The 16,585-nt window shown below is 36.1% G+C and carries 13 protein-coding genes and 1 other annotated feature; of the genes, 9 read left to right on the top strand and 4 right to left on the bottom strand.

Annotated elements, in window-relative coordinates; genetic code table 11:
* Positions 1 to 10: 10 nt before the first annotated feature.
* The gene (locus AC4BC7_RS06460; RefSeq protein WP_490504186.1) at positions 11 to 1,933 is read left to right on the top strand and encodes a beta-glucoside-specific PTS transporter subunit IIABC; all 1,923 of its coding nucleotides are present in this window, start codon (positions 11 to 13) and stop codon (positions 1,931 to 1,933) included.
* 43 nt (positions 1,934 to 1,976) lie between these two features.
* Here the strand turns inward: AC4BC7_RS06460 and AC4BC7_RS06455 are convergent, their stop codons facing one another.
* Both AC4BC7_RS06455 and AC4BC7_RS06450 read right to left on the bottom strand, forming a co-directional pair.
* A complete protein-coding gene (locus AC4BC7_RS06455) occupies positions 1,977 to 3,140 on the bottom strand; it encodes a GGDEF domain-containing protein (protein ID WP_490504185.1) in 1,164 nt (387 codons plus the stop codon).
* 145 nt (positions 3,141 to 3,285) lie between these two features.
* Positions 3,286 to 4,206 carry a MurR/RpiR family transcriptional regulator gene (locus AC4BC7_RS06450; RefSeq protein ID WP_207941051.1) on the bottom strand — a complete coding sequence of 307 codons (921 nt, stop codon included), beginning with the start codon at positions 4,204 to 4,206 and terminating at the stop codon, positions 3,286 to 3,288.
* A gap of 233 nt (positions 4,207 to 4,439) precedes the next feature.
* Between AC4BC7_RS06450 and AC4BC7_RS06445 the strand changes: the two genes are divergently transcribed.
* Together AC4BC7_RS06445 and AC4BC7_RS06440 are read left to right on the top strand one after the other, a co-directional pair.
* Complete coding sequence (locus tag AC4BC7_RS06445) at positions 4,440 to 5,813, top strand: 6-phospho-beta-glucosidase (protein WP_490504184.1); 1,374 nt, start codon at positions 4,440 to 4,442, stop codon at positions 5,811 to 5,813.
* 21 nt (positions 5,814 to 5,834) lie between these two features.
* Positions 5,835 to 7,268 (top strand): 6-phospho-beta-glucosidase, encoded by a 1,434-nt coding sequence (locus AC4BC7_RS06440; protein ID WP_490504183.1) that lies wholly within the window; start codon positions 5,835 to 5,837, stop codon positions 7,266 to 7,268.
* A 40-nt stretch (positions 7,269 to 7,308) separates the two neighbouring features.
* Here the strand turns inward: AC4BC7_RS06440 and AC4BC7_RS06435 are convergent, their stop codons facing one another.
* On the bottom strand, positions 7,309 to 7,782 hold the full coding sequence (locus AC4BC7_RS06435; protein WP_490504182.1) for a glutathione peroxidase: 474 nt from the start codon (positions 7,780 to 7,782) through the stop codon (positions 7,309 to 7,311).
* A 131-nt stretch (positions 7,783 to 7,913) separates the two neighbouring features.
* Positions 7,914 to 9,296 (bottom strand): MATE family efflux transporter, encoded by a 1,383-nt coding sequence (locus AC4BC7_RS06430; protein ID WP_490504181.1) that lies wholly within the window; start codon positions 9,294 to 9,296, stop codon positions 7,914 to 7,916.
* Between the two features lie 168 nt (positions 9,297 to 9,464).
* Here AC4BC7_RS06430 and trxB point away from each other — a divergent pair, with 168 nt between their 5' ends.
* From trxB to AC4BC7_RS06400, 6 genes are all read left to right on the top strand, one after another.
* Positions 9,465 to 10,391, top strand: a complete 927-nt coding sequence (gene trxB, locus AC4BC7_RS06425; RefSeq protein ID WP_490504180.1) for a thioredoxin-disulfide reductase — start codon at positions 9,465 to 9,467, stop codon at positions 10,389 to 10,391.
* A 175-nt stretch (positions 10,392 to 10,566) separates the two neighbouring features.
* The gene (locus tag AC4BC7_RS06420) at positions 10,567 to 12,294 is read left to right on the top strand and encodes a phospho-sugar mutase (protein ID WP_490504179.1); all 1,728 of its coding nucleotides are present in this window, start codon (positions 10,567 to 10,569) and stop codon (positions 12,292 to 12,294) included.
* A gap of 117 nt (positions 12,295 to 12,411) precedes the next feature.
* The gene (locus AC4BC7_RS06415; protein WP_207941044.1) at positions 12,412 to 12,705 is read left to right on the top strand and encodes an ArsR/SmtB family transcription factor; all 294 of its coding nucleotides are present in this window, start codon (positions 12,412 to 12,414) and stop codon (positions 12,703 to 12,705) included.
* A 120-nt stretch (positions 12,706 to 12,825) separates the two neighbouring features.
* The gene (locus tag AC4BC7_RS06410; RefSeq protein WP_490504178.1) at positions 12,826 to 14,100 is read left to right on the top strand and encodes a homoserine dehydrogenase; all 1,275 of its coding nucleotides are present in this window, start codon (positions 12,826 to 12,828) and stop codon (positions 14,098 to 14,100) included.
* Positions 14,101 to 14,102: 2 nt separating this feature from the next.
* Positions 14,103 to 14,978, top strand: coding sequence for a homoserine kinase (thrB, locus tag AC4BC7_RS06405; RefSeq protein WP_490504177.1), 876 nt, complete (start codon positions 14,103 to 14,105; stop codon positions 14,976 to 14,978).
* Positions 14,979 to 15,029: 51 nt separating this feature from the next.
* Positions 15,030 to 15,259: a binding site (T-box leader), on the top strand.
* Between the two features lie 54 nt (positions 15,260 to 15,313).
* On the top strand, positions 15,314 to 16,585 hold the full coding sequence (locus tag AC4BC7_RS06400; protein WP_207941041.1) for an O-acetylhomoserine aminocarboxypropyltransferase/cysteine synthase family protein: 1,272 nt from the start codon (positions 15,314 to 15,316) through the stop codon (positions 16,583 to 16,585).

The raw sequence follows: 16,585 nt of genomic DNA, 5'->3' as shown, positions 1-16,585 counted from the left end.
GAGAATTTATATGGGGAAATATCGTGAATTAGCAGAGAGAATCGTAGAAAATGTTGGCGGAAAAGAAAATATCAATAGTCTGACACATTGTATTACACGTCTACGTTTTAAATTAAAAAATGAAGCAATTGCTCAAGATGAAGTATTAAAAAATATGGATGGCGTTGTAACGGTTATGAAAAGTGGTGGACAATATCAAGTTGTTATCGGTAATCACTTACCAGATGTTTTTGAAGAAGTTATGCAAGTAGCTGGTTTAGGTGCAGGTGGATCAGATGAAGCAGATGCACCAACAGGAAATATATTTGATCGATTAATTGATATTATCAGTGGTTGTTTCCAACCATTCTTAGGGGCATTAGCTGCTGCCGGTATGGTTAAAGGATTTAATGCATTGTTGGTGTTTTTGGGATCACAAATTGATGGCTTTAATTATACAGCAACAAGTGGCACATATGTCATGTTAAATGGTATTGGAGATGCAATTTTCCTATTTATGCCGGTGATTCTAGGATTTACTTCTGCACAAAAATTTAAGTTAAATCCGATGGTGGGGATTGTTGTTGGAGCTGCTCTATGTTATCCGTCAGTACAAGGAGGCGCTTTACAAGCAGCATTTGTTGCAACAGCTGGCGAAGGAGTAGCTGCACCATATAGTATTTTTGGTTTGCCTGCTTATGCCACTTTTTTAGGAATTCCATGGGTTGGTGCAACGTATACAAGTAGCGTTATTCCAGTCATCTTTATTATCGCTTTTGCTGCACAAGTTCAAAAACTAGCGAAGAAAATTATCCCCTCAGTGGTACAAACATTTGTTGTACCATTTATGGTATTATTAATCGCTTTACCTGTAGGATTCTTAGTCATTGGCCCAATTATCAGTATGTTAACGGATTTATTGAGTAGTGGTTTCCAAGCAGTGATGGACTTTTCACCAATTGTATATGGAATTGTTTTAGGTTTCTTCTGGCAAGTATTAGTTATCTTCGGTTTACACTGGAGTGTTGTACCATTAGGAATTATGCAAATTACTCAAGATGGTTTTAGTCAAGTGTTAACAGCAATGTACGGTGCCAGTTTTGCACAAACAGCAGCAGTTGCTGCAATGTTCTTTAAGTTGAAAGATAAAAATTTGAAATCACTCTGTCCGCCAGCGATTATCTCAGGGATTTTTGGTGTAACAGAACCAGCAATTTATGGGATTACCTTACCTAAACGTTGGCCATTTATTTACTCAATGATAGGTGGCTCAGTAGCTGGAGCTTACCTAATGTTCAATGGTGTGGGTTCATTTACAATGGGTGGATTAGGAATTTTTGGTTTAATGAATTACATTAATGGAGATGATGCATCATTTGTTTTACATGCAGTGATTTCGATTGGTATTGCTTCAGTCATTGGTTTTGGTTTAACTTACTTTTTCTGGAAAGATAATACAGTAATTGAAGAAACGATTGTAGTAAAAACACCAATGGCACGCACAGAGACGATTACTGCACCTGTACAAGGAACTGTTGCTCCATTAAATACAGCACAAGATGATGCTTTCGCTCAAGGCTTATTAGGAAAAGGTGTTGTCATTCATCCAACGAAAGGTGAAGTTGTTGCACCATTCGATGGAACAGTAATGACTCTATTTCCATCAAAACATGCAATTGGACTAGTGTCAGATAATGGATTAGAAGTTTTAATTCATGTCGGGTTAGATACTGTTCAATTGGACGGAAAATATTTTGAAGCATTTGTTAAACAAGGTGATAAAGTAAAACAGGGACAAAAATTAGTAACATTTGATATTGAAAAAATTATTGAAGCAGGCTATTTAGTGGAAACACCTGTTTTAATTACGAATGCTGGTGATTATTTAGATATCATTGAGGCAGAGAAAAAAGATGTTGTCATCACGGATGAATTGTTGACAACAGTTATCTAATAAAAAAATTCAGCCAGACATAAGATGTCTGGCTGAATTTTTATTAGTTTTGGGAGAATACAGTAACCATATTTCGTTTTTCTTTAGCTTCATATAAGGCAGAATCAGCTCGTAAAAACAACTCTGTCACACTAATTGTCGGTGAAAATTCTGCTAAACCAAAGCTGGCGTGCATAGTAAGTGTCGTAGATTCATCAAGTTGAATATCTGTCAGTTTACTTTGGACAATCTGGCAAATGACAATCGCATCATTCGTACTAATATCTTGAAAAAGCAAACAAAATTCGTCACCACCAAAACGAAAAGCTAAAGAATTAGGACTGACATCTTTTAAAGCCTCTGCAAACGCCTTTAAACATAAATCTCCTAAATGATGTCCAAATTGATCATTGATTTTTTTGAAATGATCCAAATCGGCCATCGCCATAATGAAGTAATTATCGTTATGTTTTTCAGAGATGGTATTTAATGTCGCATTAAGGGTCATCCGATTGTAAATTCCTGTTAATTCATCGAAGCGTAGACGATGTTCCAGTTCATAACGCTCAATTTCCAAATTGATACTCACTGTATTTTTCTTTCTTAGAAAATCCATACTAATAATGCAGGTAACAGAGAAGAGTAACAACGTGATAAAAATTAAAATAATACTAACTAAACGCAAGGGACTATCAAAAATAGATTGCTTGATAGGGTCCCAGACGATGACAAATTCTGAAAGTAAAAATAAAACAATACTTAAACAACTCATATTTCTAGTTAAGTTATGATTAGAATAAATAGAAGTCAAAACAATTGAAATTAAATAAATCATATAGATCGGACTATAAATATTATGAATCGATGTAATAACAAAGGCCACAAATGTCGCTATAATCGAAATACCATAAATTTTTTGAAGCGAAGTATAACGTTGTGTTTTTATTAAATTATAACCGATGATTAATAAACCACTATTTAAAATGGTTGGCACAATGACATATTTTAAAAAATACAAAGATACAGGTGTGGTTCGTAGTTGAGTTTGAATGACATAGAAACTTAGTAGAATTTCAACTAATAAGGTTGTAAATGCCATATAAAACGTAATTTTAAAATGAACGATCAACCAATCATTATCAATCTTTGCATATTCGTTTTTAATCTCCGTAACACGAGCATTCGCAAAAGTGCGTGCATCTAGCAGTTGCTTCATCTGTTTAATCATGTTTTTTCTTCCTTTCAAAATAAACATTATAAAAACAAATTTCATGAATAGTAGGGATAAAAAATTTTTCATAGATGAGTTCTTAAAGTTTATATTTTAACACGATTTAAAACATTTCATAACAAAAAAATAGAAAGAGTTATTTTTAATTTGGTAAAAACGAATCTTTAATCTGTAACCGATTTTCAATAGGGGGTTCTTGCATGACCGGCGAAGTACTCGTTCGCGTATCAAATTCTTCCCCCATTTGAATCAAATGATTCAAATTCTGTTGATAATTTTTTGAAAAAACAGTGGTGTAAAGGACATCTAATAAATAAGAAATAGACATACTTGTAGTGAAATCTCCCACTTTTGAATACAGCCGTTCACGAGTAGTCATTTGAAGATTACAATCAGATTCTTTACTAATCGTACTTTCACCAATACTGGTAATACTTAAAATACTGGTCCGTTGTCGTTTTAGAATAGGTAAAATTTGTTTGATTAAATGATTTTCACCAGTATAAGAAATTAAGATAGCACAAGATGAATCATCTAAACTGTAGGCTTCGTAGGCTTGTTCGCCAATAATTTCAGCAATAGTGGTTCTTTTTTTCAAACGACGCATTTTTAAAGCAAAATCTTGTGAAGCAAAAATATTTGCATTAGAAGTAAATATTTTGATTTCCTTTGCATGATAGAGTAAATTGGTGGCTTGTTTTAAAGTATCGTGATGCAACAAGGATAAGGTATCTTCAATCGTTGTTTGTTCTAGAGCTGCCATTTTTTGAGCGATGGTTAACAAACCATCTGTTTTAGAAAAGGGAAGATTGGCATCAATTTCTTCAAAATGACTGTGTAGGTAACGCTGTTCTTCTAAAAATGCCATTTTTAAATCTGACCAACCACTGAAACCTAATTTTTTTGCAATACGAATCAATGTGGATGGATGAACGAATGTCGCTTCAGCAATTTCTTTAATCGTATAATCTTCAATCGCAGTTTTTTGTTCAAGAATATACTCAACTAAGGATTGCTCTGCTGGAGAAAAATTAGTTTCTTGAATTTTTTCGACTAATAACATAGAGACTCCCTTCTTTTATTTACATTTTATCTAACTGGATTGTAAATAAAAGATAGCGTTTACGCAAGAGATAGTAGTTTTTTTCTCTTCATGTAAATAATATTTACAAAAAAATCGTTTTTTTATGGTTTCTTTTGTAAAACTAATTGAAAACGTTCGCAAATACCTTGAATGTTTTATTTACATGATAGATAATCATCTTGTAAATAAAATTTAAGGGAGCGATTTGACAGATGACTGGAGTTAAAATTGCAACAATTGGTGGCGGAAGTAGCTATACACCTGAACTGATGGAAGGTTTTATCAAACGTTATGAAGAATTACCAATCAGAGAAATTTGGTTAGTAGATATTGAAGCGGGAAAAGAAAAATTAGAAATCGTGGGTGAAATGGCACAACGTATGTGGGATGCTTCACCGTATGATGTTAAAGTCCATTTAACATTAGATCGTGAAGAAGCCCTAAAAGATGCTGATTTTGTTACAACACAATTTCGTGTCGGACTATTAAACGCTCGCGTTAAAGATGAACGTATTCCAGCTTATTACGGCATGCTAGGACAAGAAACGAATGGTGCAGGCGGAATGTTCAAAGCTTTTCGTACAATTCCAATTATTTTGGAAATTGTTGAAGATATGAAACGTCTTTGTCCAGATGCTTGGCTTATTAACTTTACCAATCCAGCAGGTATGGTAACAGAAGCCATTATCCGCTATGGTAAATGGGACCGTGTCATCGGTTTATGTAATGTACCAGTGGGGGCAATCATGGTTGAACCCGGTTTGTTAGGTAAAAAAGAAAATGAACTAATTTACAAATTTGCTGGTGTGAACCATTTCCATTGGCATAAAGTTGCTGATTTAGAAGGCAATGATGTTACCTTGGATATTATCGATCAATTGTTTAAAGAAGATAATGGGTTACCAAAAAATATTCATGATATTCCATTCTATAAGGAACAATTACATCAAATGAAAATGATTCCTTGTGGTTATCATCGTTATTACTATCGCCAAGAAGAAATGCTGGCTCATGCGTTGGAAGAATACCAAACAATTGGTACACGTGCGCAGCAAGTGAAACAAACAGAGGCAGAATTATTTGAATTATATAAAGATCCTGATTTAGCACATAAACCAGAACAATTAGAACAACGTGGTGGTGCGCATTATTCAGATGCAGCGTGTGAAACAATTGCTTCAATTTACTCAAATAAAAATACTCAAATTGTGGTTTCAACTAAAAATAATGGTGCGGTTCCAGATCTACCAGCTGATTGTGTGGTTGAAGTCATGGCGTATTTGGGAGCAGACGGTGCTCGTTCAGTTGCCTTTGGTGAATTACCAACAGCGGAAAAAGGCTGGTTACAAGTAATGAAAGCAATGGAATTATTAACTATCGAAGCGGCAGTTACAGGAGATTATGGTACTGCTTTACAAGCATTTACAATTAATCCACTAGTACCATCAGGCGATACTGCTCGTAAAGTCATGCATGAATTATTTATTGCACACAAAGCACATTTGCCACAATTTAAAGAAACGATTGAACGTCTTGAAAAAGAAGGCGTTACAGTTCAAGATGAAGTAGCTAAAGAGTTAATCTAATAAAAGAAAGAAGGATAAATAATGGGATTTCGCAAAGACTTTTTATGGGGTGGCGCAACAGCTGCCAATCAATGTGAAGGCGGCTATAATGAAGGTGGACGTGGTTTAGCAAACGTAGACGTAGTACCAATTGGTGAAGCACGTTTAGATGTGATTACTGGTAAAACGAAAATGTTTGATTTTGAAGAAGGTTACCATTATCCAGCAAAAGTTGGGATTGATATGTATCACCGCTATAAAGAAGATATTGCTTTATTTGGCGAAATGGGCTTTAAAACTTATCGTTTATCAATTGCCTGGACTAGAATTTTCCCAAATGGTGACGAAACAGAACCAAATGAAGATGGGCTAAAATTCTATGAAGATTTATTTAAAGAATGTCATAAATATGGTATTGAACCATTAGTAACTATTACGCATTTTGATTGCCCAATGCATTTAATTAAAGAATATGGTGGTTGGCGTAACCGTAAATTGGTAGAATTTTATGAAAGATTATGTACAGTTATCTTTAACCGTTACAAAGGGTTAGTTAAATACTGGTTGACTTTCAATGAAATCAATATGATTTTACATGCACCATTCATGGGCGCAGGTCTTTACTTTGAAGAAGGCGAAAATGAAGAACAAGTGAAATATCAATCAGCACATCATGAATTATTATCAAGTGCGATTGCAACACGTATTGCACATGAAGTAGATCCTGACAACCAAGTAGGATGTATGTTAGCAGCAGGTGGTTACTATCCATATAGCTGTCGCCCTGAAGATGTCTGGGAATCTCGTCAAAAAGACCGTGAAAGTTACTTCTTTATTGATGTTCAATCTCGTGGGGAATATCCTGCATACTTCTTGAAAGATTTAGAACGCCAAGGCATTGAAATCGCGATGGAAGAAGGCGATGCAGAAATCCTAAAAGCCAATACAGTTGACTTTATTTCATTCTCATACTATTCATCACGTGTCGCAACAACTGACCCAGAATTATTAGAGCAAACAGCAGGTAATATTTTTGCATCAGTAAAAAATCCTTACCTAGATGCAAGCGAGTGGGGCTGGCAAATTGATCCATTAGGACTACGTATTACAATGAACGATATTTATGATCGTTATCAAAAACCATTGTTTATCGTAGAAAATGGGTTAGGTGCTGTTGATGTGCCAGACGAAAATGGTTATGTAGAAGATGATTATCGTATTGATTATCTAGCAAAACATATTCAAGCAATGAAAGATGCTGTTGAAATTGATGGTGTTGATTTATTAGGCTACACAACTTGGGGCTGTATTGACTTAGTGTCTGCCGGAACAGGTGAAATGAAGAAACGTTATGGCTTCGTCTATGTTGATTTAGACAACGAAGGCAATGGAACATTAAACCGTTCGAAGAAAAAATCATTTGATTGGTACAAACAAGTAATCGCTTCAAACGGCGAAGATTTATCAAATAACTAATAAAAAAGCGATGATGGTTTGTCTATCATCGCTTTTTGGATTATTTAAGTAATTCTTCAATCGCTGGAATCATTTTTTCAGGCGTTGTTTTGGGAGCATAGCGCGCGATGACTTGACCGTTTTGGTCGATTAAAAATTTAGTGAAATTCCATTTAATACTCTTACCTAACGTTCCAGGTGCTTCTTGTGTAAGGTAGTGAAAGATAGGAGCTGCTTGTGAGCCATTAACTGTGACTAGCTGATGCATGGGGAAAGTAACGCCGTAATCTAACCGACAAGTTGCCTGAGCGTCTGTAGCGCTGTCTAATTCTTGTTTAAACTGATTGGAAGGAAATCCTAAGACAACAAGTCCTTGTGCTTTATAGCGCTGATAGAGAGCTTCTAATTCTGTAAATTGAGGAGCAAAACCACATTTTGTGGCAGTGTTGACAATAATCAGGATCTTTCCTCGATATTTTTCCAATGAATAAGTGGTGCCGTCTGCAGTGGTAACTTCAAAATCGTAAATAGTCATGTGTATTCTCTCCTTTGACTAAGCGTAATCTATTTGTAGATTGAAAGCAAAAAAAACATCCTAATCAGATAGGATGTTTTTTTTTGCTTTTTTGTCAAACTTTTGAGGCACATACATGAATAGGGGATTTTTTAGACAGTTTGTTCTACCGGTTCTTCTTGATGGATAACTGCTTTTGTTTGCCAAACACCAGAACGCCAACGCCGAATCATTAAGATACTGCGCAACGCCTCGTCAATTGCATAGGCAATCCAAACGCCAACTAAGCCCCAATGTGCAACAATCGCTAGAGCATAAGAGAAAGGTAAGCTAATTGCCCATAAGACAATTAAGCTACAAATAAGTGGGAATTTCACATCACCACTGGCATTCAACGCACCAACTAAAATCATATTGACCGCACGAGCAGTTTCTAGAATAATCTCTACTAAGAAAACTTCGCGAGCAATCGTAATAATTTCCTCATTGGTTGTAAAAATATGCATGATTGGTTCGATAAAAACAAACGTTAATAAACAAATAGCGAGTGAAACAATCATTCCGATAATCACTGTTCGCATGCCACGTTTTGACGCGCGATCAAATTGACCAGCGCCCACATTTCGACCAATCATAATTTGATTTCCTTGGCTAAGAGAAGCAGCTACCAGATAAACAAACTGAGAAATAGCTGTAATATAAGATTTAGCAATCAAGACACTAGAACCTAAAGAAGCAACAATCATCGTTACGACAATTTGCGCTCCTTGATAAGAAAGTGTTTCACCTGAAGATGGTAAACCATAAGCCAAAATTGATTTAAGAATAGGGAAGGAAATCTTTTTTGGACGAATGGAACGAATGGAAAAACCAATATATTTTTTCAGTAGAATAAAAGCAATGATTAAACCAATTGTGTTACCAAAAACACTTGCAAAACCTAAACCAGTTACACCAAAATTGGGTAATCCAAATGGTTGATACAGAGCAAAATAGTTACCGATAACAGCTAAGATACTCGCCGTCATAGGAACCAATAGAGCGGGTTTGGTAAAACTGTGTGTACGTAGTACGGCGATGATAACAGCCGTGATTGCCGAAATAAACAGGCTGCCACCGTAGACTTGTAAGTAGCCTTTTCCGATTTCGATTAGTTCCATATCCAAGTTCATGAAACTTAGTAAGGCTGGTGAAAATAAAATAAAAACCAAACTGATAAGTAATCCAATACCTAATGAACCAAATAATGCCGTATTGATTACTTCTTGTATTTCTTTGCGTTTTTTTGCACCGATTAATTGAGCGATAATAATTTGTGTACCAACTGTAATAAATCCGTAGACAAAAACTGCTAAATATAATAGCTGATTTGCGGCTCCAACCGATGCAACAGCAGGTTCAGAATAATGAGAAATCATCCAGACGTTGATATTACCAATTACAACTCGTAAAAATAATTCAATAAAAATTGGCCAACTTAAAAAGAATAATTCACTATCTGAAGCGTTAAAAAATCTTTTTCTTGTCAAAAACATGCGCCTCTCTTATAGTTAATATTTGTGATGTCTTGGAAATTTTACAAGATACGATTTAAAAGTCAATATGTAATTCTTATTTTTTGTTAGAAAGCAAAACGTTAGACAGAAAAAAGAGAAGGCAGTAAAGTATGACTTACTTAGTTGAAAAGTGGAGGGAAAAATTAAATGTATGATGTAATCGTTATTGGAGCAGGTCCTGCAGGGATGACTGCTGCATTATATGCTTCTCGTTCAAATTTATCAGTAGTGATGATTGAACGTGGCGCACCTGGTGGACAAATGAATAATACAGCAGAAGTTGAAAACTATCCAGGATATGAAATGATTTTAGGTCCAGAATTAGCAGAAAAAATGTATGATGGTGCCACAAAATTTGGTGCTGAAAATGCTTATGGTATCATACAAGAAATTAAAGATTGCGGAGATTACAAAGAGGTCGTGGCGGGTGATAAGACTTACCAAGCAAAAACAGTAATTATCGCCACAGGTTGTGAGCATCGTAAATTAGGTGTTGCTGGCGAAGATGAATTTGCTGGTCGCGGTGTTTCTTATTGTGCGGTTTGTGATGGTGCATTCTTCCGTAATCGTAAATTATTAGTCGTTGGTGGTGGTGACTCTGCAGTTGAAGAAGCGATTTATTTAACACAATTTGCTTCAGAAGTTGTGATTGTTCATCGTCGTGACGAATTACGTGCTCAAAAAATTATCCAAGACCGTGCGTTTGCTAACGAAAAAATTTCATTCTTATGGGATTCTGTTGTAGAAGAGATTGTTGGAAATGACATGGTTGTGACAGGTGCTCAAATTAAAAATGTGAAAACGGGCGAAGTACATGAAGAAGCTGCGAACGGTATTTTTATCTATGTTGGGTTGGATCCATTGACAGAACCCTTCAAATCAAGCGGTATTACGAATGAAGAAGGTTGGATTCCAACAGATGAAGACATGCGTACATCAATTCCTGGTATTTTTGCAGTTGGAGATGTTCGTGAAAAAAACTTACGTCAAATTACGACCGCTGTAGGTGACGGTAGTGTTGCTGGACAAGAAGTATTTAACTACCTTGAAGCACAAAAAGATGTGAAAAAATAGGAAAAAATTGAAAGAATTTGGAAAGAATACAGGATGTTATCTGAAAAAACAATGAAAAAATTGTTTTTCAAATAACATCCTACTTTTTTTAGATGAATTGCGCTACAAGGCTTTTAGTCACCTATCAATAATGATATAATCGTTATGAAAAATTAATTTGGAAGAGGTGCTTTGTATGTCTTGGGAAGTAACTTACGAACAATGGAAAAATCAAGAGAATCTTGATAAGAACTTAAAGAAACAGTTACAAGATTTAGAAGGTAAAACACAGGAATTGGAAGATGCGTTTTACGCACCTTTAGAATTTGGAACAGCAGGTATGCGTGGCGTACTTGGACCTGGTATTAACCGAATGAACCTTTATACAATTCGTCAAGCAACAGAAGGATTAGCGCGCTTCATGAATAAACAAGATCCCGATACCCGACGTCGTGGTGTAGCAATTGCTTATGATTCAAGACATTTCTCACCAGAATTTGCGATGGAAGCAGCAAAAACGTTAGCCAAACATGATATTCCGTCTTATGTATTTGAAAGCTTACGCCCAACTCCAGAATTATCTTTTGCGGTTCGATACTTAAAAACCTTCACAGGAATTATGATTACAGCATCACATAATCCATCAAATTATAATGGATATAAAGTGTATGGTGAAGATGGAGGACAAATGCCACCTGCTGATGCGGATGCGTTAACTTCTTTTGTACGTGAAATTGCCAATCCATTAGAAGTTCCTGTGTTATCCGAAGAAGAAGCTAAACATAGTGGTTTAATTAATATTATTGGCGAAGAAGTCGATAATGCGTATCTAAAAGAAGTAAAAAGCGTCACGATTAATCATGAATTAATTGAAGAAATGGGCGATAACTTAAAATTAGTTTATACACCACTACATGGTACTGGAAAAATGTTAGGAGAAAAGGCTTTGAAACAAGCTGGTTTCCATCAATTTGTTTTAGAACCAGAACAAGCCGTTGCTGATCCAAACTTTAGTACAGTTAAATCACCAAATCCAGAAGAACATTCTGCATTTGAATATGCTATTCGCTTAGGCGAAAAAGAAGGCGCGGATTTATTGATTGCGACTGACCCAGACGCAGACCGTTTAGGTGCAGCTGTTCGTTTGCCAAATGGCGAATATCAAGTATTAACTGGTAATCAAATTGGGGCTATTTTAATTCGTTATATTTTAGAAGCGCACAAGCAAGCTGGTACGTTGCCAGAAAATGCAGCTGTCTTGAAATCAATCGTATCTAGTGAATTACCAACAGCGATTGCGAAAAGCTACAATACAACGATGTTTAACGTATTAACAGGCTTTAAATTTATTGCTGAAAAAATTCAACAATTTGAAGAAGACCATTCGCATACCTTTATGTTTGGTTTTGAAGAAAGCTATGGTTATCTTGTAAAACCATTTGTACGCGATAAAGATGCCATTCAAGCATTAGTCTTATTTGCAGAAGTTGCTGCTTACTACAAAAAAGAAGGCAAAACGGTTTATGATGCCTTACAAGAAATTTTTGCAGAATATGGTTACTTTGCAGAGAAAACAATTTCTGTGACTATGAGTGGTCAAGAAGGTGCTGCAAAAATTACGGCTTTAATGAAAACCTTCCGTGAAAAAGCACCTACCGAGTTTGCTGGTGTGAAAGTTGTCCAAACCGAAGACTTCAAACTATTGACACGTCAAAAAGTAGATGGCACAACAGAAGAAATGACAACACCGCCTTCAGATGTATTAAAATATGTGTTAGAAGATGAGAGCTGGATTGCCGTGCGTCCATCTGGAACTGAACCAAAAATTAAATTCTATATTGGCGTAAAAGCAGATAGTGATGCTAATGCAACACAAAAAATCGCCGACTTAGAAGCAGCAATCAATGAAATTACTGGCGCTTAGTAGTATAATAAGCAAAACTAATTTTTGAATTGTTGCATACACCATGAATCATAAAGAAACTCTGGGACAACAATCATTTGATTATTGTCCCAGAGTTTTTGAAAAGAGGAGGATTATATGGAAAAACCTGCTATTTCTGAAATTGAACGTGTCAGTCGGATTTTTAAAGTTCTAAGTGATGTTACTCGTTTAAAAATTGTTTTATCTTTAGAAGCTGGCGAACGGAATGTTACCTCAATTGCTGAAACAGTTGAGATGGAACAATCAGCTGTATCCCATCAACTAAAACTGCTGCGAGAAAATAACGTAGTTAAATCTAGACGTGAAGGCAAAACAATTTTATATAGTTTAGACGATCATCACGTTTTAGATATTTTAGAACAGACTTTTCGCCATATTCGACATTTATAAAACTAAGGAACTTTCGATAACAGAAAGTTCTTTTTTTTTTATGTGATATTTGGTATGCTAGTAATTAATTATGAGAAAAAAATGAAAGTGTTTTAATGACGCTTTCAGTTAGGAGTTTTTATGAAGGATCATTTACGTATAGGTATTCTAGGATTAGGCGTTGTCGGAAGCGGAACAGTACAAGTGTTAGCTGCCCAACGAGCGAAAATAAAAGAACAAACCGGGATGAATGTGTCTATCGTCAAAGCTTTGATACGACCAGCAGAAGATAAGAAACAATTTGCAGATGAACATGGTATCGAATTAACTTCAGAATTAGCAGATATTGTGGAAGATGCTACTTTAGATGTCGTGATTGAGTTGATTGGGAAAGTTCATCCAGCGAAAGAATTCATTGCACAAGCCTTAAAAAATGGCAAACATGTTGTGACTGCCAATAAAGATTTAATTGCGCAGCACGGTGTGGAATTAGTTGAAATAGCCAAAGAGAATAATGTCTCATTATTTTACGAAGCAAGCGTAGCTGGAGGTATTCCAATTTTACGTACGTTAACAACGAACTACTTAGCTGATGAAATTACCAATATTCGTGGGATTGTTAATGGAACAACGAACTATATGTTAACAAAAATGTTAGAAAATGGAACATCTTATGAGGAAGCTTTAGCCCAAGCCCAAGCATTAGGGTTTGCGGAATCAGATCCTACCAATGACGTGGATGGGATTGATGCAGCATACAAAATGGTCATTCTGACCCAATTTGCTTACGGAATGGACGTGGCATTATCTGATTTAGAAATTCAAGGAATTCGTGGTCTATCAGATAAAGATGTCTTGCAAGCACAAAAATTTGGTTATGAAATCAAATTAATTGGTGAATCAGTAAAAGCCAACGAAACGATTTCTGTTTCAGTTGGTCCAGCATTAGTTCCCAAAACACATCCATTAGCATCCATTAAAAATGAATTTAATGGAGTGTTTATCAACAGCACGGGAATTGACCAATCCATGTTTTATGGACCAGGTGCTGGTTCATTACCAACTGCAACAAGCGTTATTTCAGATGTTACAGCCATTGCAAAAAACATCAGTTTAGGGATTGATGCGCCACAATTCAATGAATATCGTCGACCATTACAATTAACTGCGCCAGAAGCTAATTATGCAAAATATTATTTTGCGGTAACAACTTCAGCAGACTTTACAGCGGATGCATTAACAGCCTTGTTGGCAAACGAAAAGGTACAAATCAATGAGTTAGCACAAGAAATAGGAGAGATGAACCGTTTCATGGTAATTACTGAAAGTATCAATCGTTTACAACTAGCTGCAGTTGAAGCAGCAATAGCAAAACAAGGAACATTAGAACGAAGAATGAGGGTAATGGAGGCATAAAAATGAAAATTCGAGTTCCAGCAACCAGTGCCAACTTAGGTCCTGGATTTGATTCATGCGGAATCGCACTGTCCATGTACTTATCTGTTGAAGTACTTGGTGATAGTGATCAATGGGAAATCACTCATACATTAGGAGACGCTATCCCTTCTGATGAGAAAAATTTATTGATTCAAACTGCTTTGAAGCTTGCGCCTTCATTAGCACCAAAAAAATTAAAAATGACTTCAACTATCCCATTAACTCGTGGTTTAGGAAGTAGTTCTTCTGTGATTGTAGCAGGAATCGAATTAGCTAATCGTTTGGGGAATTTGCAGTTATCAGAAAATAGAAAAGTAGAACTTGCGACCCAAATTGAAGGGCATCCAGACAATGTAGCGCCAGCAATTTGTGGAGATTTTGTTGTCGCTTGTCATTTTTCAGAACGCCAAGAAAAAAGCGTGAATTATGTTAAACACTATTTCCCTGAAACAGATATTATCGCATTTATTCCTAATACAGAATTATTAACCAGTAAAAGTCGGGGTGTATTGCCAGAGACATTACCGTATAAAGAGGCAGTAAAAGCCAGTGCTATCGCCAATGTGATGATTGCAGCTGTTTTAAATGGGAATTTACCTTTGGCTGGTAAAATGATGCAAGAAGACCTTTGGCATGAGGTATATCGAGGGAAATTGGTACCACATTTATCAGATATCCGCCAAATTTGTAAAGAAGAAGAAGCCTATGGTTGTTTCTTAAGCGGTGCGGGTCCGACGATTTTAATTTTGACCCCAGCTGAAAAGACAGAACGTATCATGAAATTATTGAATGCTTTAGATTCACGCGCACAAGTCGAACATTTATCCATTGATCGTGAAGGTGTTCAGGTTTTCTAGAAAAGAATTGACAAAACATAATTACTCGCTATACTTAAAGTAATTTAAATAAAAAACGCTTTGAAAAGAAGAGTACAAATTGATGAATTTTAAGAGAGCTTCGTTAGGTGAGAAGAAGTAAGGAATTAATTTGGAAGATGGTCTTTGAGCAAATAATTGTGAGAAGCAATTATCGGGTGAGCCCGTTATAGCTCCTCAGTATGTTGGTACTGGTAGAGGCTATTTGCTGCAAAGTGATAGCGAAAAAAGGTGGTAACACGCAATTAAAACGCGTCCTTTCTGTAACGGAAAGGGTGCGTTTTTTATTATATAAAAAAGGAAAAGGGGAATTGGATATGGAATTTGAAACAAAGTGTTTACATGCTGGTTATGAACCAAAAAATGGAGAACCTCGTGTGGTGCCAATCGTGCAAAGCACAACGTATAAATATGATTCAGCAGAAGAAATCGGGCAATTATTTGATTTAAAAGCATCAGGTTATTTTTATACACGTTTAGCAAATCCAACGACGAATGCTGCAGAAGAAAAAATTGCAGCACTTGAAGGTGGTGTAGGTGCCTTGTGTACGTCTTCGGGACAAGCAGCAACCTTTTTTGCTGTCTTAAATATTTTAGAAGCAGGCGATCATTTAGTTTCAACAACTTCAATTTATGGTGGTACCTATAATCTATTTGCGCATACATTGAAAAAAATGGGCATCGAAGTAACTTTCATCGATCAATGGTCTTCACTAGAAGAGTTACAGCAAGCGGTTCAGCCAAATACGAAAGCTATTTTTGCAGAAACAATCGCTAATCCAGCGTTACATGTCTTAGATATTGAAAAATTCGCAACGTTAGCGCATGAAAATCAACTTCCGTTATTGGTTGATAATACTTTTGCCACGCCTTATTTCTGTCGACCGATTGAATATGGCGCAGACATCGTAATTCATAGTACAACAAAATATTTAGATGGACATGCTGTACAAACGGGTGGGGTCATTGTTGATAGCGGTAAATTTGATTGGAACAATGGGAAATTCCCGCAGCTATCAACACCAGATGTGACGTATCACGGATTAGTTTATACAGAAGCTTTTGGTCCAGCAGCCTATTTAGCGAAAGCGCGTGTACAGTTAATGCGTGATTTAGGTGCGACACCTTCGCCACAAAATTCCTTTTTATTAAACTTAGGGATGGAAACATTGGCTGTTCGGATGGATCGTCATTTTGAAAATGCTAAGAAGGTGGCTGAATTTTTACAAGAACGCCCAGAAGTGAGTACGGTAAGTTATCCAACCTTGGCAACTGACCCTAGCTATGAATTAGCACAAAAGTATTTGCCTAATGGCTTGTGTGGCGTAGTTTCTTTTGAGATTGCTGCAGGTAAAGAACAAGCAGCTAAATTCTTAAATGCGTTAACGTTGGTTTCTTTACAAGTACATGTGGCGGATATTCGTACTTGTGCGCTTCATCCAGCTACTTCAACACATCGTCAGCTATCTGAAGAAGAATTAAAAGAAGTGGGTATTTCAGCAGGATTGGTTCGCATTTCTTGTGGAATTGAAAATATTAATGACATTCTTGTTGATTTACAACAAGCACTGGAACAATTGGAGGGTTAG

The organism is Enterococcus sp. AMC1623, assembly GCF_058216495.1.
Note: the sequence above shows the minus strand (reverse complement) of the source record. Positions and strands in the feature narration are given on the sequence as shown.